Source organism: Coleofasciculus chthonoplastes PCC 7420 (assembly GCF_000155555.1).
Taxonomy (GTDB): Bacteria; Cyanobacteriota; Cyanobacteriia; order Cyanobacteriales; family Coleofasciculaceae; genus Coleofasciculus; species Coleofasciculus chthonoplastes_A.
Genome location: NZ_DS989857.1, coordinates 1 through 24628, shown reverse-complemented (window position 1 = coordinate 24628; position 24628 = coordinate 1). Strand labels below are relative to the sequence as shown.

General features: G+C 46.8%; 20 protein-coding genes. 6 read left to right on the top strand and 14 right to left on the bottom strand.

What is annotated here, in order from left to right; genetic code table 11:
* Nucleotides 1-47: 47 nt before the first annotated feature.
* Both MC7420_RS22055 and MC7420_RS22050 read right to left on the bottom strand, forming a co-directional pair.
* A complete protein-coding gene (locus tag MC7420_RS22055; protein ID WP_044208929.1) occupies nucleotides 48-650 on the bottom strand; it encodes a Uma2 family endonuclease in 603 nt (200 codons plus the stop codon).
* 118 nt (nucleotides 651-768) lie between these two features.
* Nucleotides 769-1203: a YidH family protein gene (locus MC7420_RS22050; RefSeq protein WP_006103317.1), complete on the bottom strand. Its 435-nt coding sequence runs from the start codon at nucleotides 1201-1203 to the stop codon at nucleotides 769-771.
* A 312-nt stretch (nucleotides 1204-1515) separates the two neighbouring features.
* On the opposite strand from MC7420_RS22050, the gene MC7420_RS22045 reads away from it, so the two are divergent.
* Nucleotides 1516-1854: an alpha/beta hydrolase gene (locus tag MC7420_RS22045; RefSeq protein ID WP_157453275.1), complete on the top strand. Its 339-nt coding sequence runs from the start codon at nucleotides 1516-1518 to the stop codon at nucleotides 1852-1854.
* Nucleotides 1855-2155: 301 nt separating this feature from the next.
* On the opposite strand, the gene MC7420_RS22040 is transcribed toward MC7420_RS22045, so the two are convergent.
* The 7 genes from MC7420_RS22040 to MC7420_RS22010 all read right to left on the bottom strand — a co-directional run bounded on the left by MC7420_RS22040 (nucleotide 2156) and on the right by MC7420_RS22010 (nucleotide 7326).
* Complete coding sequence (locus MC7420_RS22040) at nucleotides 2156-2806, bottom strand: HEAT repeat domain-containing protein (RefSeq protein WP_006103195.1); 651 nt, start codon at nucleotides 2804-2806, stop codon at nucleotides 2156-2158.
* Between the two features lie 18 nt (nucleotides 2807-2824).
* Nucleotides 2825-3652, bottom strand: a complete 828-nt coding sequence (locus MC7420_RS22035) for a HEAT repeat domain-containing protein (protein WP_006103241.1) — start codon at nucleotides 3650-3652, stop codon at nucleotides 2825-2827.
* A 223-nt stretch (nucleotides 3653-3875) separates the two neighbouring features.
* Nucleotides 3876-4115, bottom strand: a complete 240-nt coding sequence (locus MC7420_RS22030) for a phycobilisome linker polypeptide (protein ID WP_006103152.1) — start codon at nucleotides 4113-4115, stop codon at nucleotides 3876-3878.
* Nucleotides 4116-4397: 282 nt separating this feature from the next.
* Entirely contained in the window at nucleotides 4398-5267 is an 870-nt protein-coding gene (locus MC7420_RS22025; protein ID WP_006103263.1) for a phycobilisome linker polypeptide, read from the bottom strand.
* A 37-nt stretch (nucleotides 5268-5304) separates the two neighbouring features.
* The gene (locus MC7420_RS22020; RefSeq protein ID WP_006103229.1) at nucleotides 5305-6126 is read right to left on the bottom strand and encodes a phycobilisome rod-core linker polypeptide; all 822 of its coding nucleotides are present in this window, start codon (nucleotides 6124-6126) and stop codon (nucleotides 5305-5307) included.
* Between the two features lie 102 nt (nucleotides 6127-6228).
* Nucleotides 6229-6717: a phycocyanin subunit alpha gene (gene cpcA, locus MC7420_RS22015; RefSeq protein ID WP_006103299.1), complete on the bottom strand. Its 489-nt coding sequence runs from the start codon at nucleotides 6715-6717 to the stop codon at nucleotides 6229-6231.
* Nucleotides 6718-6807: 90 nt separating this feature from the next.
* Nucleotides 6808-7326, bottom strand: coding sequence for a phycocyanin subunit beta (locus MC7420_RS22010; protein ID WP_006103271.1), 519 nt, complete (start codon nucleotides 7324-7326; stop codon nucleotides 6808-6810).
* An 862-nt stretch (nucleotides 7327-8188) separates the two neighbouring features.
* Between MC7420_RS22010 and MC7420_RS43460 the strand changes: the two genes are divergently transcribed.
* The 5 genes from MC7420_RS43460 (at nucleotide 8189) to MC7420_RS21990 (ending at nucleotide 11467) form a co-directional block, all read left to right on the top strand.
* Nucleotides 8189-8320, top strand: coding sequence for a hypothetical protein (locus MC7420_RS43460; RefSeq protein WP_269546324.1), 132 nt, complete (start codon nucleotides 8189-8191; stop codon nucleotides 8318-8320).
* Between the two features lie 126 nt (nucleotides 8321-8446).
* Entirely contained in the window at nucleotides 8447-8965 is a 519-nt protein-coding gene (locus tag MC7420_RS22005; RefSeq protein ID WP_006103164.1) for a phycobilisome protein, read from the top strand.
* 83 nt (nucleotides 8966-9048) lie between these two features.
* Nucleotides 9049-9537: a phycobilisome protein gene (locus MC7420_RS22000; protein WP_006103226.1), complete on the top strand. Its 489-nt coding sequence runs from the start codon at nucleotides 9049-9051 to the stop codon at nucleotides 9535-9537.
* 349 nt (nucleotides 9538-9886) lie between these two features.
* A complete protein-coding gene (locus MC7420_RS21995; protein ID WP_006103224.1) occupies nucleotides 9887-10669 on the top strand; it encodes a HEAT repeat domain-containing protein in 783 nt (260 codons plus the stop codon).
* A 189-nt stretch (nucleotides 10670-10858) separates the two neighbouring features.
* Nucleotides 10859-11467: a HEAT repeat domain-containing protein gene (locus MC7420_RS21990; protein WP_006103103.1), complete on the top strand. Its 609-nt coding sequence runs from the start codon at nucleotides 10859-10861 to the stop codon at nucleotides 11465-11467.
* 37 nt (nucleotides 11468-11504) lie between these two features.
* On the opposite strand, the gene MC7420_RS21985 is transcribed toward MC7420_RS21990, so the two are convergent.
* From MC7420_RS21985 to MC7420_RS21965, 5 genes are all read right to left on the bottom strand, one after another.
* Nucleotides 11505-17807: a DEAD/DEAH box helicase gene (locus tag MC7420_RS21985; protein ID WP_157453274.1), complete on the bottom strand. Its 6303-nt coding sequence runs from the start codon at nucleotides 17805-17807 to the stop codon at nucleotides 11505-11507.
* Nucleotides 17804-18715 carry a hypothetical protein gene (locus tag MC7420_RS21980; protein WP_006103183.1) on the bottom strand — a complete coding sequence of 304 codons (912 nt, stop codon included), beginning with the start codon at nucleotides 18713-18715 and terminating at the stop codon, nucleotides 17804-17806. Before MC7420_RS21980 ends, MC7420_RS21985 begins: the two co-directional genes overlap by 4 nt.
* On the bottom strand, nucleotides 18715-22953 hold the full coding sequence (locus MC7420_RS41740) for a hypothetical protein (protein ID WP_006103282.1): 4239 nt from the start codon (nucleotides 22951-22953) through the stop codon (nucleotides 18715-18717). Before MC7420_RS41740 ends, MC7420_RS21980 begins: the two co-directional genes overlap by 1 nt.
* 406 nt (nucleotides 22954-23359) lie before the next feature.
* Nucleotides 23360-23686 (bottom strand): hypothetical protein, encoded by a 327-nt coding sequence (locus MC7420_RS21970; protein WP_006103148.1) that lies wholly within the window; start codon nucleotides 23684-23686, stop codon nucleotides 23360-23362.
* Between the two features lie 91 nt (nucleotides 23687-23777).
* Nucleotides 23778-24628 (bottom strand): orange carotenoid-binding protein (locus MC7420_RS21965; RefSeq protein ID WP_006103118.1); only part of this gene is annotated, 851 nt, incomplete at its 5' end.

Here is a 24628-nt window from a genome sequence, read left to right as displayed (position 1 = left end):
CCTTGGCGGCTGTTATGAAATAGTAGGACACTCTCCCTAATTTACCCTCACCAAATTTTGCTTAAATCCAATACAAATCCGGGTAATACCGACTCACCGCTAATCGTAGCTGGATTATCCAAACATTCCATCGCGACTCCTGGGCGATAAATATAAACCTGTCGCTTTTTGCAGTCAATCAGCCAACCTAACAGCGCCCCATTGTTAATATACTCCTGCATCTTAGTTTTGAGCGGTGTCAAATTATCAGAAGCCGATCGCAGTTCGATCACAAAGTCAGGACAGATCGGCGCAAACTTTTGCTGCTGTTCAGGAGTCAGGGTGTTCCACCGCTCTAGTTTCACCCAAGCCGCATCAGGCGATCGCTCTGCACCGTTGGGAAGGGTAAAGCCAGTGCTGGAGTCAAAGCCAATACCAGTCCCATCCTGTTCAGTCCAATTGTACAATTGTCCGTTCAGTCTAAAATTGCGTCCACCTGTTTCCGTACCAGTGGGAGGCATAATTAGTAGTTCTCCCGTAGCCGTGCGTTCAATGCGTAAGTCGCGATTAATTTGACAGAATTCAAAGAATTGATCATCAGTCAAATTAATGACTGGATGCAGGTGCAACACTAAAGGAAACGTTTCTATCTGAGTTGTTGCTTGAGTCATAGCACAAATCCTTGGCGGCTGTCGTTAATAGTAAGGCAAACTGAGTCATATCTTCATCACTCCAAGACTCAGCCGGCTTATCTGCCACAATCATAACTAGGGCTATTTTTGTGATTCTTCAGTAATTAGACTGTTGCTTGTTTGGGGGCGACGCTGGAGGATTAGGTATTTGATTGCGCCAAAACACAAACGGAAGACTTAGAGCTCCCAGAATCATTACTATCCCAGTTGTCATCCAAATTATCAGTCGATTGGGTCGATAATCTCCTCGCTCAATTTGCCAAAAGACTCTATTATAACGCCAAGCGGCTAAGGCGATTGTCACAATTCCAAAAATAACCAGCATTACTCCCAAGTTCTCAGAGTTGAACAGAGGATGTATTTCTGCTTCTGCTTGAGTCACTGCTACTTGAATTTGACGTAAAAAGATGCCAAATCTAGCAATAGCAAAACCAAACCCGATTAAAGCAATCGAAGTTCGCAGCCAAGCCAGAAAGGTGCGCTCGTTGGCTTGATGCTCCCGTTGACGATCGACTTGCGGCTTTTTATCCATAAAATAATCCCAATTAAATCTTTAGTTTATTCGTTAAAACTCTGAAAAAATGGCAGATTTGGCTACAAATAGCAACGTCTTTAGGTATCAACACAACTGTCAAAAGTTAGATTTAACCCAAAACTCAAACCCTATGCAATTAGCATGGTTTTTGAATAACATCTTTAGACATTATCGTACACATATCTATTGGAATTTTATATGAAATTATTCGTTAAAACCATAATTTATAAAATAATTTTAGTTAAAATCGTTATTTCTATCTTTAGAGAGATGCATGAATCAAAAAAATATCCAATATTTGAAATATAAATAAGCAAAATTACTTCTGTAAAAGAACCAGCAGAGTTGCGGCAAGTTTTGACAAAAGAGGTGGCTGTAAATCCAATCCTGCTTCATCGGGTACTCAATAGCGTCCCTGGGAAATTACTGTTGGATCAAACCAGCCAAGTCATTCATACGCCTACCAATCGGGCTAATCGCCAGTTTTTACGAGGCGCTTTGATGAGTTCGGCTTTACCGAATGGAAAAATTACTCTAATTGAGACGTTGCAAAACTATCCAACCCCAGAAGTTCATGTTGAGGGCAATCGCCTTGTTGAAGTTGTTCAGAAAATTAGTCGGGTAACTGAGCGTCTGCCCAAGCTATAGTTTTTAGCGTAGTCGGGGTATTCGTTGTCTCATTTATTTGTTGACTCACTTCTTACTCAAGAGAGTCAAAATGTCTTAACAAGGCTCCGATAATAATCACCGGGAAGCCAGCACCAATACAGATTAAACCTTGGGTAAAACTCAGGGGTACTGTATCAAACAACGTATTCATCTACACGATAGCGGGAAAGGTACGTTAATCCCCGCCAACATAGTTAATCTCCGCCAACATACTGGCGTGGCACAGCTAAAATTGGGGAATAAATTTTACGGTTTGATGGGCGATAGCCAGTGCTACCACCTACCCAGCTTTTGCCATTTCCGGTTGCAGTTGCGCTAAGGCGAATTGTACGCGGGTGCGAACTGCTAAATCTGACTCATCTTTCATCAGTTGCTCAAAATGAGCGATAATCTGTTGCCAATAATCCGGTTGTGTTTCGGCTACCGCTGTGGCTAATCCTTGCAACCCTACCACGGAAGCATAACGCACCACCCATTCGGGATCGTATGAGGTTACCTGTAGCGTTTTCAGCACTCGCCCTTGGGCTGAGGGAATCTCTTCAGGAGACAATTTTGACCATTGTATATCTCCTAACCCCTTCGCTGCTGCACGACGCACGCTTAGAGCAAAGTCGGTTTCAGCCGCATTCAGTAAGGTGTCTAAGGCTCTGGGATCAGCAAGTTGGGCTAAGGCTCGAATCGCCCACGCCCTTCCCCCATAGTTATATTCATCAAGCAGGTTGAGTAATGGTTCTACCGCCACGTCTCCTAATTGCACTAATCCATCAACGGCGGCGACGGCGGCACCGGGGTTGTTATAACTGAGGACTGCAATTAATGTGGGTATCCCCGCTTCTATCTTGGCATTGGCTAAGGTTCGCACCGCAGCAAGTAAGCGAGGGGAAGAATCGGCTTGTTCAACAGCTTGAATGAGGTTTTGGTCGTTTGTCATTTGTCATTGGTTACAAGGTTACAGCAAGTCATCCATGAGCTTGATCACATGGATGGCTCCTTCTGATAGCTGAACCGATTCGCTGGCGGAGTTTTTTACTTCATGCTCTAATACCCCTTTGAGGGAAATGAGCTTTAAACTATTTTCCGCTAAGGTTTGGGCGATCGCATCCGCTGCCTTTAAGTAGCCAATTGCCCCTAAATCCGCTAGTACAGCCCGTCGTAATTGTAACTTTTTCCCCTTCAGGGCTTGCACCAAGCGATCGCCATAGGCGGGATTCTCGGTTAACTGATACATGGCTCGTGCAGCGGCGTACTGTATCCGTTCTTGATCATGCTCTAAAAAGGGTTCGATTAATGCGATCGCCTCTTTTGCCCCTAAACTGCCTAATGCTTCTATGACGGCATTATACGGTTGTGCTAAGTGGGGTGATCCGGGTACGGGTTTAGCCGCCTCTATCCCCCCTTCTAATAACTCCATTAACTGAGGACTACAAACGGGATCACCTAACATTCCTAACGACTGCGCGGCGGCTTCCCGCACATAAAAATCTGAACAGTCTAGACAGTTTATCAGCGGCACAACCGCTTTGCGATCGCCCAACTTCCCCAGCGCCCGTGCTGCGTTGCGTTTCAGGGGATATCCGCCTACCTCGGTACGATCTGCCTCTTCCTCTAGCGCCATAATCAAGGCGTCGATTACAGCGGCGTCTCGAATCCGAAATTTTCCCAGCCACCACGCGGCATAATAGCAAAGACTTAAATCATCCCTTTGCTTGAGGTTCGCCAGTGCTTGTTCTATTGTTAAAGACTCGCCACCACTCGATTGTTCAGTTACAAATGTCATTTGTCTTATGTCATTTGTCTTATGTCATTTGTCTTATGTCCTTCACTCGTCTGGGCGGGTTTAGTTATATCTGGGTTCAGTAAGAAACGATAGTAGTAAAACCCGCCCCTACAAACTCAAAACTCAAAACTGTTCCTCCTAAGCTGGTAATCGGTAACAGATAATGAGCATAGTATTTCCCCTTACCCCTTACCGTTTACCAGCCTTCTGTTTGATCCGCCAACTAACTATCAGAATTCACGGGATGAATATTGACAATTGTTCCTCCCATCCGAGTAATGCGGCGCATTTCTTCATTCATGCGATTGTAAGGCACTTTAATGAAAACACTACCGCTTTTGCGAAAAGGGTATTCATTTTTGTCATTGGTTTCGTTTTGACGCAAACCTGTGACTTCATAGGTAAAGAAACGACTCCCCGATGGGCTGTTAGGCGCACTGCTTGCTGCTACTTGACCTAGCATAGTAATCAATTCTCCTTTTTTAACTAATTTAATTATCAATCATCCAAGTTTCTGATTTAGACCGATAAACAGCTATTTTTATCTGGCTTAATTCTCAACTTGTCTGCTCACTCAACATACCAATGGGACTAGAGTCTCAAGAGTTAGGAGATTAGAAATAATATAACGATTTCCGCTATTTTCTCTCTAGTCCTAATCTCTCCAGTCCCCAGTCCCATCTGATCCGTTCAGATCGGTTCAATCTGCCTATTTATAGCAGACGTCAACGTCTGCCTGCTTGGACTAAGCTGGTGTAATGCTCGCCACTTTACCCCCTAGACGGTTAATCTGTTGGAGTTTGTTGGATAATTCCTCATAAGGAACTAAGAAGGCTTTGCTACTGCGACGCACTTTCGGATATCTGGGATTAATAATCCCCGCTACTTCGACGCGATACACTTTGCCTTGTGTGCCATAGGGAACAGGACCGCCTAATGCTTTACTTGGGGTTTCACCCTTCGCCGACTGGCGATATGCCCAGCCTTCATTGCTACCCGATGGTCCAACCACGGCTGAAGCAAAATTCTGTGCTAAATCAGTCGCCAGACGTGACTCACTTCCTGCCAACTGAGCGCGATCGCTATTGGCATAACCGCGATACAGTTGGAACATACGGGTAAACCCGACGGTTTTCTGACCCCGTTGAGTGGCAAAACCGCGATAATACGGAACAATATAATCGCCGAAGTTCTCTTGATACTCTTCACTGTCAATGTAAGAGTCAATATCCGCGTCGTACCCTTGGGTTTCGTACAAATCCAGGTGGTAAATTACCTCAGACTCATCGTAAGGTGCGCGACCTAATAGGTGCTTGTAATTGAGTTCAATTACACGAGTTTGAAAATTGCCGTAGAAAAACTTGGTTTTATAAAGTTCCGATTTGGCAACACAACGCACAAATTCGCGCACGTTGATATACCCGTTCCGCAACAGTGACTCGGCACTGGTTAGGCGTTCAGACGCCATCACATAGTCATTACCCAACAGTTGACGGTAGACGGCACGGATAACCGCTTGAATATCATATTCAACCCAATCGGGACGCAATTCTACCGGAGTTGAATTACTATACGCTTCTGTCCCTAATCGGGACGCTGCTGTTGTAATAGCCACTTAAATGTCTCCTAATTAAACGCCAATGCTGAAATCTTTAAGCGGGTATGATGTCTGTCACCTTACCGCCCATCTTATTGATTTGTTGTAACTTTTGGGAAAGCTGTTCGTAAGGGACGTAATATTCCGTCTGACTGCGGCGGATTCGGGTCATGCGTCCGGGTTTGGGGATTTGAATTACCCGCACGATATAAATCTGCTCGCGAGTTCCGCCCCGAGTACCCACGATCGCCTGTCCTTGCGGATCAGCGTAGATAGGAGACGAGGTATTCAATGCGACTTCCCGCAACAGACGAGAACGATTCCCCGCCGGCTGAGTGCGATCGCTACTGCCTAATCCGCCAAATAGTTGGAAGATCCGGCTATAACCCACGGTTTTCTGATTACGTTGGGTTTCAAATCCAATTGGATAGGGAACAATGGACTCGCCAAAGTTCTCTTGATACTCCATTGAGTCAATGTAGGAGTTGATCTCCGCCTCATACCCCTGTTGATTGTACAAGTCAGTATGATAAGCAATCTCTGACTGATCGTAGGGCGCTCGTCCCAAAAAGTGCTTATAATTCAGTTCGATAAATCGCACTTGTGGAGTGGAGTAGAAAAACTTTTCCCGGTATAGTTCCGATTGACCCAGAGTTCTAATAAAATCGCGAACGCTTATTTCTCCGTGGCGCAGCAGTGATTCCGCACTGGTTAACCGATCAAACTCCATCAAGTTATCGTTACCGAAGACTTGTAGATAAGCGGCTCGGATCACCAATTGCAAATCATCTTCTGTCCAATTTTGACGCAGCTCCACTTTCGGAGACTCCGCAAATGCAGCAATTCCTAACCGCCTTGCTGCCGTTAAACTTGTCATCTTAACCCTCCCTGAAAATGAATAAAACGATACCCGGAAACGCAAACAATTGCTAACCCTTTTTGCTAACAACTGCTTGCCTTTCCGGGCAAGGCGATCAATCTAGCTCAGGGCGTTGATCGCATAGTCAAGATAGGAATTGGCTTCAACGGCAGGATCGCCAGACAAGCCATGGTTAGCTTTGATGTACTTGAGGGCTTCAATGTACCAGCTAGGAGACAGTTCAAACGTGCTGTTGATTTCATCAATCCCAGCAATCAGGTACTCATCCATCGGACCGGTGCCACCTGCAACTAAGCAGTAGGTTACCATCCGCAGGTAGTAACCAATGTCACGAGAACACTTGGCTTTTCCTTCGGGAGTAGAAGCATAGTTCGGTCCCTGCATCTGAGTGGTGTAGGGGAACTTTTGGTACACCGCGTTAGCTGCACCGTCGATCAGCATTTGCGCTTTGTCAGTTAAGGCTCTAGCTGCCTGTAAGCTGGTTTGAGCTTGCTTAAACCGACCAAAAGCAACTTGGATTTCGGTGCTGCTTAAGAAACGTCCTTGTGAATCGGCAGCGGCGACTGCTTCTGTCAATGGCGTCTTCATCGTCGAGATATCTCCTTAATCTTTTGCTTACTTTTTCAAACGTGTTGATGAAGTTGAAACTTCAACAGGCAATCTTTGTTTTACCTTGTTTTAGGCAACCGCGTTGGCAGCCATGTCAAAGTAGCTACCGATTTCGGACATTAAAGCGCTGCAATCACCAGGAGTGATATTGTTACGATCATTTGCCATTGCGATCGCGGCATCCTTCATTTTTTGCACGCCAGCAGCAACAGACGCTCCGGGTACACCCAGCGCTACATAAGTTTCACGCAAACCGTTTAGGCAGCGATCGTTCAGTACACTGGAATCTCCGGCAAAAATTGCGTAGGTAACATAGCGCAGGATGATTTCCATATCCCGCAAGCAAGCCGCCATCCGACGACTGGTGTAGGCGTTACCACCAGGAGCAATTAACTGAGGCTGTTCCGCAAACAAAGCACGAGCCGCATCAGCAACGATCTTAGAAGAGTTGCTGGTGATCCGGTTAACCGAATCCATCCGCTTGTTGCTTTCAGCAACCATTGCATTCAAAGCATCTATCTGAGAGCCGGTCAGCATTTCGCCTCGCGTATCAGCTTGGCTTACCACCTTGGTGAATGCATCAAACATGAACTCAAATCCTCCTTTGCTTGGTTGAGTCTAGGGTTTAAATCTAGACAGGTTAGGTCGAGACAGTGAAACCTTAACACCTCATCGGGTCTGTTCTCACAGATACCAATCACGTTCTAAGAAGGAAAACGTAAACGGAGCGTCAAGAAACCTGAGAAGATTTCCGGCTGATTATGAGAACCCCCCAAATAACGGTTGTTTGGTGCTTTGGTTAACATTTACCTGTCATCTTTACCCTTCAGGTTACTTTTATACAATGATGTTGAGTTTTTATTTGTTACAAATTGTTAAGTTTTTAATCCTTGGCGGATCAAACTCGCCAATCCTGAGGATGCCCAAACTGCTAAAACTAGCATGACCAGAGGGTTACAGATTTCCGGATTACGCTACAACCTCATTGCCGAGTTCTGTCTAGGGGTGGAGATCTTCATCCCCTTCTTCATCGCCTTGCTCAGAACTTTGGTAATAATTACTTAAGCAAATATACTTACTAAAGATTGCTGCCTGACTTTTGTGTAATCACAAAACAATTTGGTCTTAACGTTATAAAGCCACGATAATCCCCTACCCCTTAACATCATTATCTATTAAGAAAGATTACGTTGAGTGAGATGATGTGCCAGACGGGAATAGAAGGCTCAAGGCGTTGGGAAATAAGAGATGCCCGTAAGTTTTCGGCGTCGTAGTCTTAACAAAAGTAAACTTCAAATCGCTGATTAGTTTTCAAAATGTAAATTTTTTAATCAAACGAACCATTCTTAGCCCTTTCTATGAGAAGGTTTGAGCAAAATCATGTACAATGACATGCAACTTAATATTTTTTAACGCTTAAAAATATTCAGCCTATTGTATAAAGAAACAGATGGATTATTTGGGGCAAAACCCAGCTTTCCCTGAAGTCGAGGATTTGCGGATTGTTGTGCAAGCGGTGAAACGGTTGCCAGAGTCACTCTCAAGGTGTCGTATTGGTCAAGTCAATAGTGCAGCCACTTGAGCAATTGAACCACGATGATCCGATAAATTTTTTCAGGGCTGGATTTGACCCAATGCCAGACTCCGGCGAATCTCGCCATCTCGATCAATCGTTCAAACAACGTTTAGCTAGGAGATATTAATTAAGATGCTTGATGCGTTTTCCAAAGTCGTAGAGCAAGCCGATAAAAGTGGTGCCTATCTGAGTGGCGATCAAATCAACGCACTTTCAGCGATGGTGTCGGAAAGCAATAAGCGTTTAGATACGGTTAACCGTATCACCAGTAACGCTTCCATGATCGTCGCTAATGCGTACCGAGAATTAGTGGCTGAACGTCCCCAAGTGTTCGCCCCCGGTGGTGCTTGTGACCATCATCGTAACCATGCCGCTTGTATCCGGGACATGGGCTTTATTCTCCGTTATGTCGCCTACTCCATGGTGGCAGGAGATGCCAGTGTGATGAATGACCGTTGTCTGAATGGTCTGAAGGAAACCTACCAAGCCCTAGGAACACCAGGAGATGCTGTAGCATCCGGGATTGGCAAGATGAAAGATGCCGCGATCGCTATTGCCAATGACCCCAATGGCATTACCCAAGGAGATTGCAGCGCTCTGATGTCTGAGTTAGCAGGTTACTTTGATACAGCAGCAGCCGCCGTTGCTTAAGGTCGAGTGTAAACGGCTTTTTGACAATTAAATTAAATCTGACAACTTAACCAAGTCAATCATTTAGGAGAACAAAGATACTCATGAAAACCCCAATTACCGAGGCGATTGCTGCCGCTGACGTGCGCGGTTCTTATCCGACTAATACTGAAATGCAAGCCATTTTTGGTCGTTTCAGTCGGGCGAAGGCGGGTCTGGATGCTGCCAAAGCGTTTACTGATAATGGTCAGGGATGGTCTGAAGCTGCTGCTAATCATGTTTATCAGAAATTCCCCTACACCACTCAAATGGAAGGACCCCAATATGCCTCAACTCCAGAAGGCAAGTCCAAGTGTGTGCGGGATATTAACAACTACTTGCGTGTGATCAGCTACTGCTGCGTAGTCGGTGGAACGGGTCCACTGGATGAATATGTGATTGCTGGCGTTAAAGAATTCAATGCGGCTCTCGGTTTGTCGTCGAGTTGGTATGTGGCAGCTCTCGAATTTGTCCGTGACAATCATGGTTTATCGGGAGATGTTGCAGGTGAAGCGAACATTTACCTCAACTATGCCATCAATGCTTTGAGCTAGAAACCAGTACGGCTACCTGGGAAGTCATGGATTCAGTCGAGATGTTTGAGAACAGATCTACACAAACCACAAGCGGGTTTGTAATAGTAGGCTCTCCTTGAGTTCCCTTGTACTAGCCTGTATCGGGTCTGGAGGATAGGCGATAAGCAGTTATTGTCTATCCCCCAGACCCGAATCTTGTTTATAGTAGAAGGCGGCAAGGTAGAAGGCTGGTGGGTTTCGACTTCGCTCAACCCATCCTACGGTATATCAAAGGTTTTAGCGCTCCCTAAATGCACGCTTTTCAGTACCATTCGATTTAAAATACATAGTAATAAAAAGCGATTTAGATCTCCAATTTTTTGTATAAATGACTACCGCTTCTCCCCCCCAACCCATAAGTTCGGCAGAAACTGCGATCGCAGCCTTAAACGGAGACGATAATCAGTTGCGCTATTATGCCGCGTGGTGGTTGGGTAAGAATAAAGTACAGGACTCGTGGACGGTGCTATGTGAAGCTCTCCAAGATGAAGCCTATCGTACTCAAGCAGGTGGATATCCCTTGCGACGTCAGGCGGCGCGAGCATTGGGTGAGTTACAAAATCCCCAAGCTGTACCCGCGTTAATTGCTGCCTTAGATTGTCCGGATCTGAGCCTTCGAGAGGCGATTATTCAGGCTTTAGCCGCGATTGGCGATCGCACAGCTATCTCCCCCTTGCTGAATCTGCTAAACGCTGAAGCCGAGCAACCCTATGAGGCTTTGATTGAAGCCTTAGGCACGTTAGAAGTTTGGCAAGCCCGTCCCCAGATTGACCCCTTTTTAACCCATCCGTCGGAACGGGTTCAATGTGCGGCAGCTCGGTATTTATATCTATTGACAAAAGAGCCGCAATATATTGAGCGAATCATCAAGAATTTGGATCATCCGAATATGTATCTGCGCTGGGCGGCGATGTTTGACCTAGGCGCGATCGGTCATTTAGCCGCAGCGCAGGCGATCATTCAGGCGAAGGTGCCGAATAGTTTAAAGCTGCTGAATATCAAGCGAATGTTAGAAGCCATCTTAGAAAGTGATCCGGACGCCGAATCAAACCAGCCGGATAAATGCCAGTTTCTGATGGACACCATTGATCAGTTGTTAATTCAGCTATAGCAGGGGAGATGGGGAAGCTGGGGGAGCTGGGGAAGCTGGGGAAGCAGAGGGAGCTGGGGAAGCAGAGGGAGATGAGGGAGAGAATTTACAAATGACGAATGACGAATGACCAATGACGAATGACCAATGACGAATGACCAATGACCAATGACCAATGACCAATGACCAATGACCAATGACCAATGACCAATGACCAATAACAACGGACAAAAATTACAACAAGCTGTTACGCCTAACGAAGCCGTAGAAGCGATTCATGAGTTAGTCGATCACCCGCAGCGTGCTAGCGATGATGTAATTACAGCCTTAATTGAGGGATTAAGTCATCATCATCCGGCTGTACCAGCCGCCGCCGTAGACGGGTTAGTGGAATTGGGGTCAGCCAGCGTTAATCCTTTAATTGCTGCCTTTGAAGCCTCTGGTGACCAAGCGGTGCAAGCCCATATCATTCAGGCGTTAGCGCGAATTGGTGATCCAAAGGCGCTGAGTTTGTTAGAGGACGTCATTGGCACATCCGTCGCCAATCACTGTCAAGGAAATGTCCGGCGCGTCGCTGCACGCGGCTTAGGGCGAATTGGCAGTTTAGCCAAGGATACCGCCATTATTCGTCAAGCCATAGATAAATTGACCTGGGCGTTATTGACGCCAGAGGATTGGGCGCTGCGTTATGCTGCGATCGCGTCCTTACAAGATATTGCCCAACCAGAAGTTATGCCTCCCTTACAGCAGGCGTTGACTCAAGAGTCGGATCGGGTAGTACAAGCACGGCTCAATCGTGCGATCGCCCAGTTAGTTTAGTTCAATATTACAGTGTTGATCGGGGACGTGAGAGGTTTTATTGTTGCCTGATGATGGCTATATAGGTGGAATGTTTGATGCGATACGTTTCACGATTTTCCACCTTTTCCAGAAAGTCAAGTCCTCGATCAAAAATAACCTTGTACTTTTGCTGATCATGTCCCTGGATTTCTAATTCTCGTGCATGGGGAAAGTCAGAGCGTCGATGGCGGGGTTGAACTGTAACTTTAGGTTGAATTTCTATCGCCTTCAGTCCAATCAGCGCTGCTTCTAATTCAGCTTTGAGTTCAGAAGCCGATGGCGATTGTGACGTTTCCAGCGTTAAAATCGTTACCTGAGAATTATCCGAGAGTCCCTCCCCTTGCAAGAGTTCGGCGAGGAATTTTGCCCTTTGACCATTCAAGTAGCGATCGCGATAGAATACCTGCTTCACCTGACTTGCCAAAATACCGTCTATTCCCAGTTTCTGTCGCAGTTGTGGCAAACTCAGTTCACCCCAGCTAGGTTCTGGGAAGACGACAACGGTATCTGGGTCTGCCAATTCTGAAGCTGGGACAAGTCTAGCTTGCGATCGCAGCGTTTGTAATCGGCTCTCGACTGTCTCGACGCCTTCAGCGCTTTGGGTTTGAAACCATTCTACTGTTTCCTGATCAGAACGCTGGTGAAGTGCAAGTGCAATCCGATTCGGCTGCTGAGTGCTGAAACATAAAACCGGTAAAGCCTTAGCCTCGTAGGATGACTCATACAGCTTGAGTAAACCTTGGTCTATCCACTGCTGTAGTCGTTTTTGGAGGACTGGCAAATAATTTTGTTGGCTCGGCGGGGAAACAGTCCCTTTATCGGCTAGCTGATTGACAATCAATTCCAACGGCATCCCACTGCGTTGCATTGCATAGACGGCATCGCTCAAGAGATTTAACCAAGATAACGGTGAACCATTATTCAAGTCAAACTCATCAATTAACTTGGGCAGATAAATGATGCTGGCGGAACTAGCCATGCGGCACAATGGTGATAATCGTTCTGCTACCTGAGATAAAGTCAGCCGATTGGCATTGGCGGCAAAGTTTTGCAGTTCGGAGTTAGGTTTAACCTGCTCTACCAGAGGTTGAAGGTAATTGGCGACGACATGACGGTTTAACTGAGCATGAAATGGCTGATTGGAGTACGTTCTCAGACAGTCATAACAACTGCTGTCACAGCTACAGGATGCGGCTAACTCGTAGGCTTTCTGCAAAACATCTGGAAAACAGTGAGCAATGCGTCTGCTATACCCCGCTCCTCCCGGAACGTTATCATAGATGATAATTTCCGCCCGTCCATCAGCTAGTGGTTGAAACAGTCCATCGAGTTCGGTGCGCGGCACATCGATGACTCGTGCGGCGGCGGCGAGTAACGCATAGGTAAGGGAGCGCCAAAAATCCAAACCATTGACGGGATTCTCTGCTACGGACGAAACCGTGCGATCATCGCCATAATGAATCACCTCGCCAAACAGAGGACTGGGTTTTGTCGAGCGGTCAAACTGAATTTTTAGTAAATCACTGAGAAATTCATGCCCTAGATGGGTCAGTTCATAATTTCCCTGACATTCCTTACCTGTAATTGGGTGCTTGTGAGTGGGTCGTTGTGATGATCGAGACGCCCTTCTCGACGTTCTGCTTTTACTCCTACCCCTAGTTTGACGAGTTTCTTGCACTTGGTTGCTGAGATCACAGCCACATCGAGTACATAAGGCAAACCCTTGCTTGCTGAATCCCTTGCCATTTCCCAGCAATCCTTGATTAGCCAGAAAGAATTTTCCGCTTTGACTGACGGTGAGGGAATAAAGACCTGAATTTGACAACTCCTCTAGATTTTGTCCATCATTGGCTAAGAAAACCTGAGAAGTTGGCTGGCGCTGGGGTTTGGTGTAAGGGGTGACTTTGGGCGTGACTGTCCAGTCGGTGGTGAACGCTTTGGGAATCTTGTACAGTTTCATTTTTTGGGCGGCGGCGGAGCTGGGCTGCTTTCGGCAAACCGGACAGTCTTCCACGGTTTCTGGTTGGTTGGAAGCGTGAAAGTTGTTGCAGTTTTGACACACCCAATAGTATCTCTGTTCCAGTTCTCCCGGTCGCAGAATACCTACACTCTTATAAACTCGGTCATCAACCACCACTTCCTGACCCGGAGCATATTCACCCAAAGCAAGGCGGCGATCGCGCTCTAGGCGATGCCTTCCCTGAGAGGATTTGTATTCATTGCTTTCACCTGTAAGCAGGCGAACGACATCAATGGGAAAACCATAAATTGGTAGTACACTGGCTTGAACTAACTGATCATGGAGTCGGCGCTTGGCAATTTTATCTAATTCATCCTCAATGCGATCGCGCCGCTTCTCTAGTCCTTGGCGTTGTTTGCGATCGCTTTGTGCGCTAATGTCTTCTTGAACTGTTTTGAGTAGCGACATGAGTCCGTTCCAGTCTTCTAGCTGGTCTTGCTGGAACAAGGCAATCGCGTCCAGGAACTGATTCAGAACGGTTTGAGCTGTACCCGAACTCTTCAGTCGGTCAATCCAGGATTGAGCGATAGCCTCAGCCTCGTCACTATTCAACCATTCTCGCAGCTTATCGGCAAGTGAAGTTGCAGGTGGCTGGAAATCTGTAGACGCCACCGTATAATTTTGGGGTAAATCAAAGAAGTCAGCAATTTTCACCTCCTCCGCCCCGACACCGTGAGACTTAAGAAAATCAGCCAGTAACTCGGCGCGAATATGGCGCTGCTGAATTTGGAAATTATTGGCATCAAGTTTGGGAATTTGATTGCTACCTGCAATTAGCTGTTCTGGCTGCTCAAAATAGAATCGGTCGTGAGGACGCCGTTGCCCATACATGAGAGTAATTGCCACGCCATCGGTACGCCGTCCGGCTCGTCCGGCTCGTTGTTGATAATTACTGACGTGGGGTGGGAAGTTACGGAGAACTACGGCTTGCAATTCGCCAATATCAACGCCCATTTCTAGGGTTGTCGAGCAGCTTAGTAAATTAATTTGACCACGACGGAAGCGGTTTTCCCGTTTTTCCAGTTCACCCACACCCAACTGAGCCGTGTGTTCCTGCGATCGCAAGGGCAACGGCGGCTGATTTTTGATTAGATATTGGAGATAATGCTCATTTGCCGCCTGTTTAATTTTCTCCGGTTGATAGGGCTGGAGCTGACCGGAACACTTAAACGTCGGACATCCCTTTATATTGAGGGTTGGCTCTAGACTCTCCGATAAACCGGGAACATGGAAAATTTGCTGACAGCGATCGCACTGATGCCAGTCTTGTTCAGTTTCGATAATATTGAGCAGATTCCAGTTTAGATGATACCCCTTTTGGGCGTTAACGAGTAAACCAAAGGATTTGAGCTGTTCAAACAGCCAGACAAAATCTTCTTTTTGCGGAAATCCTTCGCCAAATATTTGGAAATAGTACCACCCCAATCGATTCTGAACTTTGCTGACTGTCCCATCTTTTTTCCACTTCGGCATAAAAGCAGGAGAGTCTTTGTATTTTTTCATTTCATCCGCTGATTTTTCCAAAAACAGGTAATTCTTGGAGCGTCCTTGGGCGTCAATCATTTCGCGTCGGCCGCCCTGTACTCCTCCAGTTTCCGGGAAATATTGCGAAGCCCCGTCAATGCTGACAATCCCCGTGCGACGAATGATATCTAGCAACCCGATCAGGAAAATTTCAGCTTCTGTATCAGAGATGTGAAATCTATCCGCAACCGAACGGATCAGTCGCTCATCTTCTAATTCAACATGACAAGCTAAAATCCCAAAGGATTCTAATGCCGAACGACGAGCAAAGGGGAGCGCAAACTCTCGCAGCAGTATTTCCTTAGCGCGAGACTCGGCTCGGTCTTGGCAATCTCGCTTACTTTGTCGTTCCTGAGTCTCATCTCCGGGAACATAACTGAGATAATTGAGTTGGGAATTTCGGTCGGGATGGGGAATCGAAATGTTTAAGAATTTATCACGCAATTTATGGCTAACTTGGTTAACCGAGGCAACCCCATCGGCGTCTTTGACTTCCTGTAAGGCTGAATACAGCATCTGCCGATAGAGTTTTTCTGTATGATTGCGTTGATAATCAGACGCAAAAAAAGCAGCATCTTGGCGCCCATCGGAAAAGGTTAATAATTTCCGCTTTGAGGCGCTTTCTGGGCTTGGTTTCGACTCAGGCAATAATTCAAACAGGCTATCAATCATTGCCTCTAACGGTTCATCAGTGTAAGCCACAAACCGATTGATGGCTTGAGCGCGAATTGACCGGAAACCACAAGCCGCACATTTGGGTAAATAGCAGCCGTCGAGATTTTTATCACCTTTCTGGCGATGCCATGCTAGATGAAATTTACCCGTTCCTGTAACGGTTGGCGGGAATGATTCAGGTGAAGGGCTACCAATCCAACCATCGCGTTGGGCGAGAATAGTTAATGTTTTGGGCGAATCCGACGGTGGTTCTGACTCCGTTTCGCCGATATCGTCTTCTTCGGTAATACTGTCTAAGTTGCCAGATGTGAGAGTGTAGATTCTGGGATTATCTCTGAGTCGAGCCGTTGCTCTGGGTAGGGGTTGCAGTTCTCCTGAATTATTGAGCTGGGTGAAGGTATAGGCTTGACCGCATTGGGAACAACTGCCTAATTCCAACACGGGGGAATGGCAATCATCACAGGTTGTCTTTGAGTTGAGATAAAGCCGCCCATATCGGGATAACTGTGAGCAGTTGGGGTCACGCACTGCACCGGGACATTCAGGATTAATACAGGCATAAAGTCCTTCTAGACTACGGAAAAGCAGATGCAGTCTAACGGGCAGTAAGGGTAAATCATCGGAATTGTTACGAGCCAGCGTGCCTAACTGGAGTAAATGAGCCAATGCCAATTTCGCGTCTGTATCATCAACTGTACCATCTAAGTTAAGCGGTAGATTGACGCCCCATAGTTGGCTAGATTGGACAACTTGCTGCCAAGGCTGAGGACGGCGACTCAGCAGGTCAATCAGTCGATGGACGAGGGGATGGCGTTTCAGGGTAGCCATGAGGAACTTATGGATATCTCCCTCAGCTTGAGACTCGGCTTCCTTTACTATCTCAGCAGGTACGATACCACTCAGCCGATCGCGCCACACCGTCAACGGGGCATCAGGAGCAGGGAGATCCAGAATACTTAAATAGCCTAAAATCTCTGTATCCGTCATTTCCGGCGGCAAGGAATAGGGCTGACCGAGCCGTTCTGTTGCCGTTACCCGATCGCCCCGAATGACTTGAGTAAACGGTTCACCAAAAAGCTCTTGGGCAAAGGTAACAACGTTCTGATCAACGGATTTGTCACCTAAACTGGCACTGGTAGCAATGCAACGAACCTGTCCCGTTTTTTCTTTGCCTACCGCCGCCTTGAGACGTTCTAATAGCATCGACACTTCAGTCCCCGTCGAGCCATTGTAAGTATGCGCCTCGTCTACGACTAACATCTGGAACGTGTCTGCGGAAGCCTCAAAGATTTTCCCTCGCTCCACAGGACGAATGAGCATGTGTTCCAGCATGGAGTAGTTGGTAATTAGGATCTGAGGCGGCGATTCCCAAATCTCTTCCCGTGACAACAATTGCACCTGTTGCGTTTTGGTGATCGCCTGCTGGATTAATTGCTGGCGAGTGCTGAGATTTAACCGAGTCTTTTCGGCGGCGGTCAATAGCTTTTGCAGTTCCTCGGGTTCGTAAGCCTTAAATTCGGCGGCTAAGGATTCTAAGGCGCCTTTTTGTTGTTTTTCCGTCCGGCTGGTGTAGAATCCAAATTTAATTCTGGGTGTGTCTTGACGACACAGCAGTTGACGCAAGCGCTTCACCTGGTCATTGACCAAGGCGTTCATCGGGTACAGGATTAGCACCCGCACCCCACTCTGAACCCGTCTGTCTCCCTCTTTGAGCAATCTGTCCAGTATCGGAATCAAGAAGCACTCGGTTTTCCCGGAACCCGTACCTGTAGCCACAACGATATTTTGTTGCTGTGCTATAACTGCTTTAATCGCCCGTTCCTGGTGTTCGTAGAGAGCGCGATCGCTGGGCTGGAAAAGTTTCGCCAGGTCAGAATGGAGAACACCCTGATCAACCAATGTTCTCACACTGCTAGCAGGTCGATAGGGCTGAGAGCCTTGCAGGTAGGGATGTTGCCAAACCACCCGTTGCTGTTCTAGCTGTTGCTTCAACCCGAAACGCAAATGTGGATCACGCAGCGGATAAGCAGTGAGCAAGTAACGAATCAAGTCTTGGCGGGGCTGTTCCACCGCAGCAATGGGGTCAAGGTAATGACTCATACCAAAATACATCCCAAGCGTTCAAAGGCTTTCTTGACAAGGGGGTAGTTCGTTGATTGAAACGATCGAGTTCTATACCGTTGGGTATCCGGTTCCGAAAGACACCAGAGCCATCGAGCATAAGTCCCTGGTAGAATCACGCCAGCCAGATTGAGTCTCCCCTGAGGTTCATCCCATTGAATTTTCAGGGGACATCCCGCCTCCCTGTCTTGGTAGAACATCGCCAAAATAGCCACATCCGGTTCTAACTCATAGAAAGCGCGATCGGCAAACCAGAGATAGTCTCCTGTGGGAAGCTGTAGCAAGGTCTGATCTGACAATTTCTGGTAACTTGCGGGTAGCCAACGCTCTTTTTGAGACCTGTCGGGTTGAGGGACATAGTGGCAAATCATCCCACCGTCAGTAAAGGGGTTAACGAACCAGGGAGAGCGCAACACCGCTGGCGAGGGCGAGCGAGGTAAGGGTAAATGTTCAATGCTATCGTCAACAGTCAGTAAGCGAATCCCAACTTGCTGTAGGCGGTTGCGAATGTGGTTAAAACGATGTAATTTCGGGCGAATGCGTAATTCATCTTCCCGTTGCTCGGTTTTCAGGGCTTGGTGAGCCAACGCTAGATAAGCGCGATCGCCTCGAAAGAGCAACCCATTCACATTATCTCGCGCCAAAGCTAAGACCGTGGGAGGAGCTATACTGTAACGATTTCGACTCCCAGCTAAGACCTCACCTTGGGCTTGTAACTCCCTCAGCGCCTCCTGAATCTCCTGGGTTAACCCCTCTGACGACTGGTTCGGGGAGAGACGCGATCGCAACAGGGACACAAGCTGCTGTTTGGTTAACGTTGTCGGTATGGTTGGATTACCCGGTTTTCGGTGATTACTCAGCAATCGGGTAATCGGATCAAAATCCATTATCTGGCTCCCAACATACGATTGACATGGGCGGAGGGTAAGGGTTTCGGTTCGATTCGCTGACAGGATTCAATGCTTTGAATAGGGGTTCGTACTGCTTTGAAATTAGCCAAATTTAGTAAAACGATATCTTCGTACACGGAATCATCAGGGGTTTCCACGGCTAAAATCAGGTCTTGCAGTTTATTTTGTTCAATCACCGCATTCAGACATCTCAAAAATAAATCACGTTTCTTGTGGCGAACATTAACCAAGTACCACGTTCCGCTAACAGGCGGCGGTGCTGACGGCTTCGGTTCTACAGGCGGCGGTGAGTCGGGCGGCTGGATAGGTTGTACTGGTGGTAATTCCAAAACGTTTAACAGTCCTTTAAGCTTGCTAACTAAGGCATCGGGATTTAACCATTCAGGGAAATTATAGCGGTGTTCTTCTAAGCTAGCAATTCCGGCTTGTATCTGCTGGATATCGAAATCTGGATTCAGTTTTTTGACCGCCTCGATAAAGTTTGGCGTCGGTTCCTGATCCAGAATCGTATAGCAGTAATTTTCCATCGCCTCATTCTCATTCGTGTCTTCCGGTAGATCGTATTGATTGCTTCCACACCACCATCCCAGAGTCTGGGGTAACTGCTGAGAACTCAAAAGCTGAATATAATAAATTCCTGTTGGTAGTTCTAACGGAACTTTAATTATTCCTGTCGGTTCGGTTCCTAAAGGAATTTTAATTTCTCTCGGCTTTGTGTCAGGTAAGAGTAAATTCCAACACGACAAGGTATACAAATCCCCTGAGCGCAATCCCGAAAGTTGAATCCCTTGATTCCCCCACGTCCAACTCACCTCTTGCTGGGAGCTATCCATTTCCAGCAATCGCTGCGGTTCTAACCCCAATCGTTGATAGTCCAGCGCATACCAGTTCGATTCGGGGAGTAATTCATGTAAAGTGGGCAAATCAATGGTTAAAGAGCCTGACGCATCGGCTTGTAAATGATAGGGAATTTTATCCTCTCGATTAGACAGAAATAAAACAACCTCCTCTAACGTCCATAACCCCTCAATTGTAATTGTTTCCGCCCAAAACTTTTCTGGTGCATCATGCTTAATCGGCAAATCCGTTTCAGTCAACCCAGAACGACTGCGAATCTTGAGTTTATTCAACTCAGGAACCTGATCTACCTGATAATTCGATTGCACCTCAAACCGATAGAACCAGCGTTGAGTCTCAAACCAGAAACTAGCTTCGTAGCTACCTGGTTCAGTAATCCACTGGTTTAGAGGAATAGCCACCCAGCGATTATTAGGATACAGAGTTTCAATGGTTCGCGCAATAATAAATTTCTCTGTAATATTTTCGATTAGCACATTGAGAGTTAGGGGTTGCTCCAGAGGAGGATACCAAAACGTAGGTACTTCTATATAAATCGCCTTTTTCCCTTTCAACTTTAGCCCTCGCAAGACGGGCTTTTCCGCTTCCGCTAACCTCCAGTGAATCAGTTGGGATTGCTCCGTTTCCGCTACCGTTAATACAATAGACGATTCCGGGGCGGTTAGCGCAATTTGTTGACCTCGCCAGCCACGAATACTCGAGGGAATACAGCTATCTAAAACCTCAATTCCATGGGCAAATTGGAGTGATAACTCTTTGGGAGTGAAGCAGATAATCTCTTCGACACCAATAATCGTCGGATTAGGCAGATTTAACGGCAGATGATCGCCTGTCACGGCATCAAATACCAGACAGGGGAAGTCACGGGTAATCCCAGCATAATGCCATTTGAGCAAGGATTTTCGATTGTGGTCTAATAGTTGACAACTCCAATCTTCCGATGCTTGATTGACATCAATTGCCAGTTCGGGAATCTCTAAATCTCCAACTCTGGGAATCGTGTCCTCCCAATTCGCTTCCGGAATTTGACAGTAAGTTTCCCGCAAATCTCGCCATTCTGGTTTCCATAAGGTTTGCTCCGGGAGTATCAGTTGCGTGTTTCCCGTATCAATAACATCTAAACTAAGAACTAGGGGCTGACTACGCCGACGTACCAAACTTCGACTCTGACCCGAACCCGTTTTTGGGGTTAAGACTTGAATCAGAGCGTTCCAATTTCGCAGGAAGAAGTTATGGGGTAAGTAATAACTCCCTAACAGCTCTTCTCGCTGATGTTCATTCTGCAAAGCCGAGGGAGAAACACCCTGACGTTCTAGTTCTTGGGCAATGATTGCAATACCTTGAAGCAGTTGTCCGGAGATAGGTTCAGTCTCTCCATCCTCAGAATAGCTAGCATTGAGGAAGTTGATCAATGTACCCCATTGCGGATAGTTTTCCTGGCAAAAATTGAGTAGAGCTGGGGACAGATCTGCCGCTGAGGTGTGAGCCAGTTCCCACCAGCCATAATCGTCAGCAATTTCCTGAACCAGTTGGGCAAAGTGACCCAAGTTTTGTTCAGGAACGCCACTTTGTAACCATAAGGTGGAAACATATTTGTATCCCCCAGTCGCCCGGACTAAACCGAGTAAATTAATCCCTTCATCGACAACTTGACGCAGGGCATTTTCCACCCCTTGATTGTGATGAATTTCTAACCGCTCACAGAAGCCTTGCCAAAACCGTTCGCTGGAATAGTAATAGGCATATTCGGAGAGAGCAAAGGTGAGAACTTTGAGCCAATTTTGCTCCAACTCGTAAAATTCGTTATGCAGCGAATTGTAAGTTACTCGGTCAAGTTGCTGCAAGTTTTGACCCACGATATCGAGCAATTGATCGCTAGCCGTGCGTTCGATGCGAATGCTACCCAGAAATCTCTGTCCAGTCGGGCGATCGCGATGAGACCAATGCGGTAAGATTTGCTCTTCCCAGAGGTGTTTTGTGTATTTAGCATTCATGAAATCAACGTCAATATCAGTAATTTTACTCTGGGAACTTCGGCTTGATATAGGGGGTAAAGGGGTTGATTTTTGTTTTTTATCACGGGTATCAACAGAGATGGGTTTGTCTGGATTTGGCTGCGGGGGAATCTCAAGTTGTCGCCGTTGTTCGGTTAACTGCTCTTTTTGTGACGCCAGTGCTGCTAATTCTTGAGTCAGTTGCGCTTTAATCTGCTGTTGACTAGAGATTTCCGTTTGTAAGGCATTCAGGCTATTTTCTGCATCCTGTTGCTGATCAGTAACGGTTGTCAAAGACTGATTGAGCTGAGTTCGTTCCTGCTCTAACGTATCAATTTGGCTCTCTAAATTCGAGATGTAGATTTCTAACTGATGTCTCTGCTGTTCCAGATCTGCCAACTCTTGACTCAATTGTGACGTTTGAGTTTCTTGTGCCGCAATTTGGTCTTGGAGTTGATTGAGTTGTATCTGGTATAAATTGAGATTTTCTTGGGCTTGTTGTTCTTGAGCAGCAATTCTCGCCAGGGATTGATTTAAATCGGTTTCCTGGTGTTGAAGCTTGCCAATTTGATGATGCAGGCGTTGTCTTTCTTGCTCAAGGTGTTGGTTTTGAGCTGTCAACTCCGCCTGTTCTTGGAGTTGAATCTCTTGGGCGGCGATTTGGTCTTGGAGTTGAGCTAACGTTGACGTTAATTGATGCTGCTGTTGCTCCAATTCCCGCCGTTCTTGCTCAATATCTGCCTGTCGTTTGGCTTCCTCAGCCACCTGAGTTTGCAATTGATTAAATTCATCATTTAGAGAGGCGATATTCGCTTCTACACGCTGTTTTTCAGCCGCAATTGCGCTGAGGGAATAATTCAGTGTCGTTTCTTGATCCTGTCGCGCTTGGAGTTGGGTGTGAAGTTGCGCCGAGTCTTGTTCGAGTTCCTGTTTTTGACGTGTCAGACTTGCGATCGCTCGCTCTAACTCTTGTTTGTGGCGTTGCTGAGTTGCCACTTGGGTTTGTAGCTGCTCTAATTCAGTTTGCCCAGTATTGAGACTGGCGTCTACCTGTTGTTTTTCTGTGGTTGCAGTAGCGATAGACTGATCAAGGGTTTGAGTTTGATTCTGTAGCTGAGATAAAGATTGATTAAGCTGGTGTTCGCGTTGTTCAAGTTCCGCAACTTGTGCTTGCAGCCCAGATAAAGTATCACAAACCTGTCGCTTACGTCGATATTCAACAACAGCAACTCCCGTAGCCGTAGCTGGGAGTGTAATCAGTCCCGTTAACGCGGCGCGTTTGATATCTCTTTCGACTGAAAAACTCAGCCCAAAACCCACCCCAAAGCTAAGCGCACCCAGAATTAACCCGTTTTTATTCATGCAGATCGTAACTCCCTCGCGGTGATCAGGGAACAGGAACGAATCGTCCTTAGATTCGATTTTAATCATTCCCCTATTCGTTGTCTATCGCTATAGCTAGCAAATTTTTATTTATCCTGGTGATTGTCTCTTCGAGGCTAACCGAACGGGTGCGGTATCGGACAGGGTAGAATCGCGGATTCTCAATCAGCACAATAGCTGAGGTGATCAGGTTGTGGAAATGCTAAATGCGATCGCGTCACGCTAAACTGTCAAGCCTGAAGGGGCGGGTAGCTACTTGAGATATCGTTAGGGTGTGGGGTGTAGGAAACAATTGAATCCCTGTGTTAATTCTTTTAATCAGGAACAGGGAATAGGGAACAAATGACAAATGACAAATAACAAGGTTCAGCCCAACCAAATAACGTTACATCTGAGCCAAGGCATTTATTTTAGCCAGTTTACTCTGATCTAAGCCGCTCAAATCTTCCAGCTTTAGCCACTCTTCTTTAACTAACCTAGCGAAAAGAAACAGGAGAGCGGAATAGTCGTAGTCGTACTTACCATCAATATCATGCCGCCTTGCACTCAAAAAATCGTGCAGACGCCAAACCTCATCGAGTTCAGTAATTCCACTGGCGTATTCCCGCACCTGTGTGATCAAAGCATTCGTTTCTCGTTGATAGGCTTTCTCAAAAGCATCTTTGGCAATTTGCTGCTCGGCTTCAGACCAAATAATTTCGTTTACTTGCATTCTCCAGTATGATGAACACTCCCAAAACGAGCAGGGAGTGTTCGCTCGATCATTAACAACTTGTTACAGTTTACCCCTACTCAGGATGGCTTTAGCGAGCCAAGTTGAGTAACTCCTTCGGCGAGGCTAATAAATCAATTGCCACAAAGTAGATTTTGTTCTCAGGGTTGAGCAAGAATCGCCACGCCATATTCATTCCTACTCCGGCACCGAACCAAGGCGTTTGAACTTTACCTGTGACTTTGATTTGAGTATACCCCTCTTCTGTCGGTTCAGAAACGCCATGTTCCGGCAGCAGCTTCAGGTTCTGGCATTCTTCCCGGAAGAAGCGGTACACGGCATCTTTACCAATGATCGGTCTTTGGAACGGAGGTTGCAGCGCTCCATCATCGGTGAACATTTGGATCAGGGCGTCGAAGTCATTGGCATTCATGTAATTCATGTAGCTCAACACCGTCGGGTTGTCCACTCCCTGGATCGCCACCGACGTCCGTTGGGACATGTCCTTAGGCGGAACAATCGGCTCAGTAACCTTTTTGTAGCTACCTAGCTTACTCGGATCAAACCCCATATCCACAACTGCATTTCGCAGCACTGTAATTTGCTGTCCCGGATCAAGGTTGCGAATGGCTTGTAGCACGGCGGATGCATTGGCGGATAAGCGATAGCCTTCGGGAATAGGCGCGACTGTTCCCTGTTCCATCCATTGTCCGAGCTGATACCAAAAGCCAAGCTTGATATTAGCTGACCAACTGGCATACGTGCGGCTAATCGGCGCATCGGCGCGGTTTGCCAAGTCACACATGACTTGGGTTTGCTCCTGGAAGGACATTTGCTTGATTTGATTCAAGGTTGGTTCTGCAAGCACCATGCTGGCGGCTCCTGGTGCAGCAATGGTGATGGTTTTCCCCATTTCTAGGTAAGCAAACCAAATTAATGCTA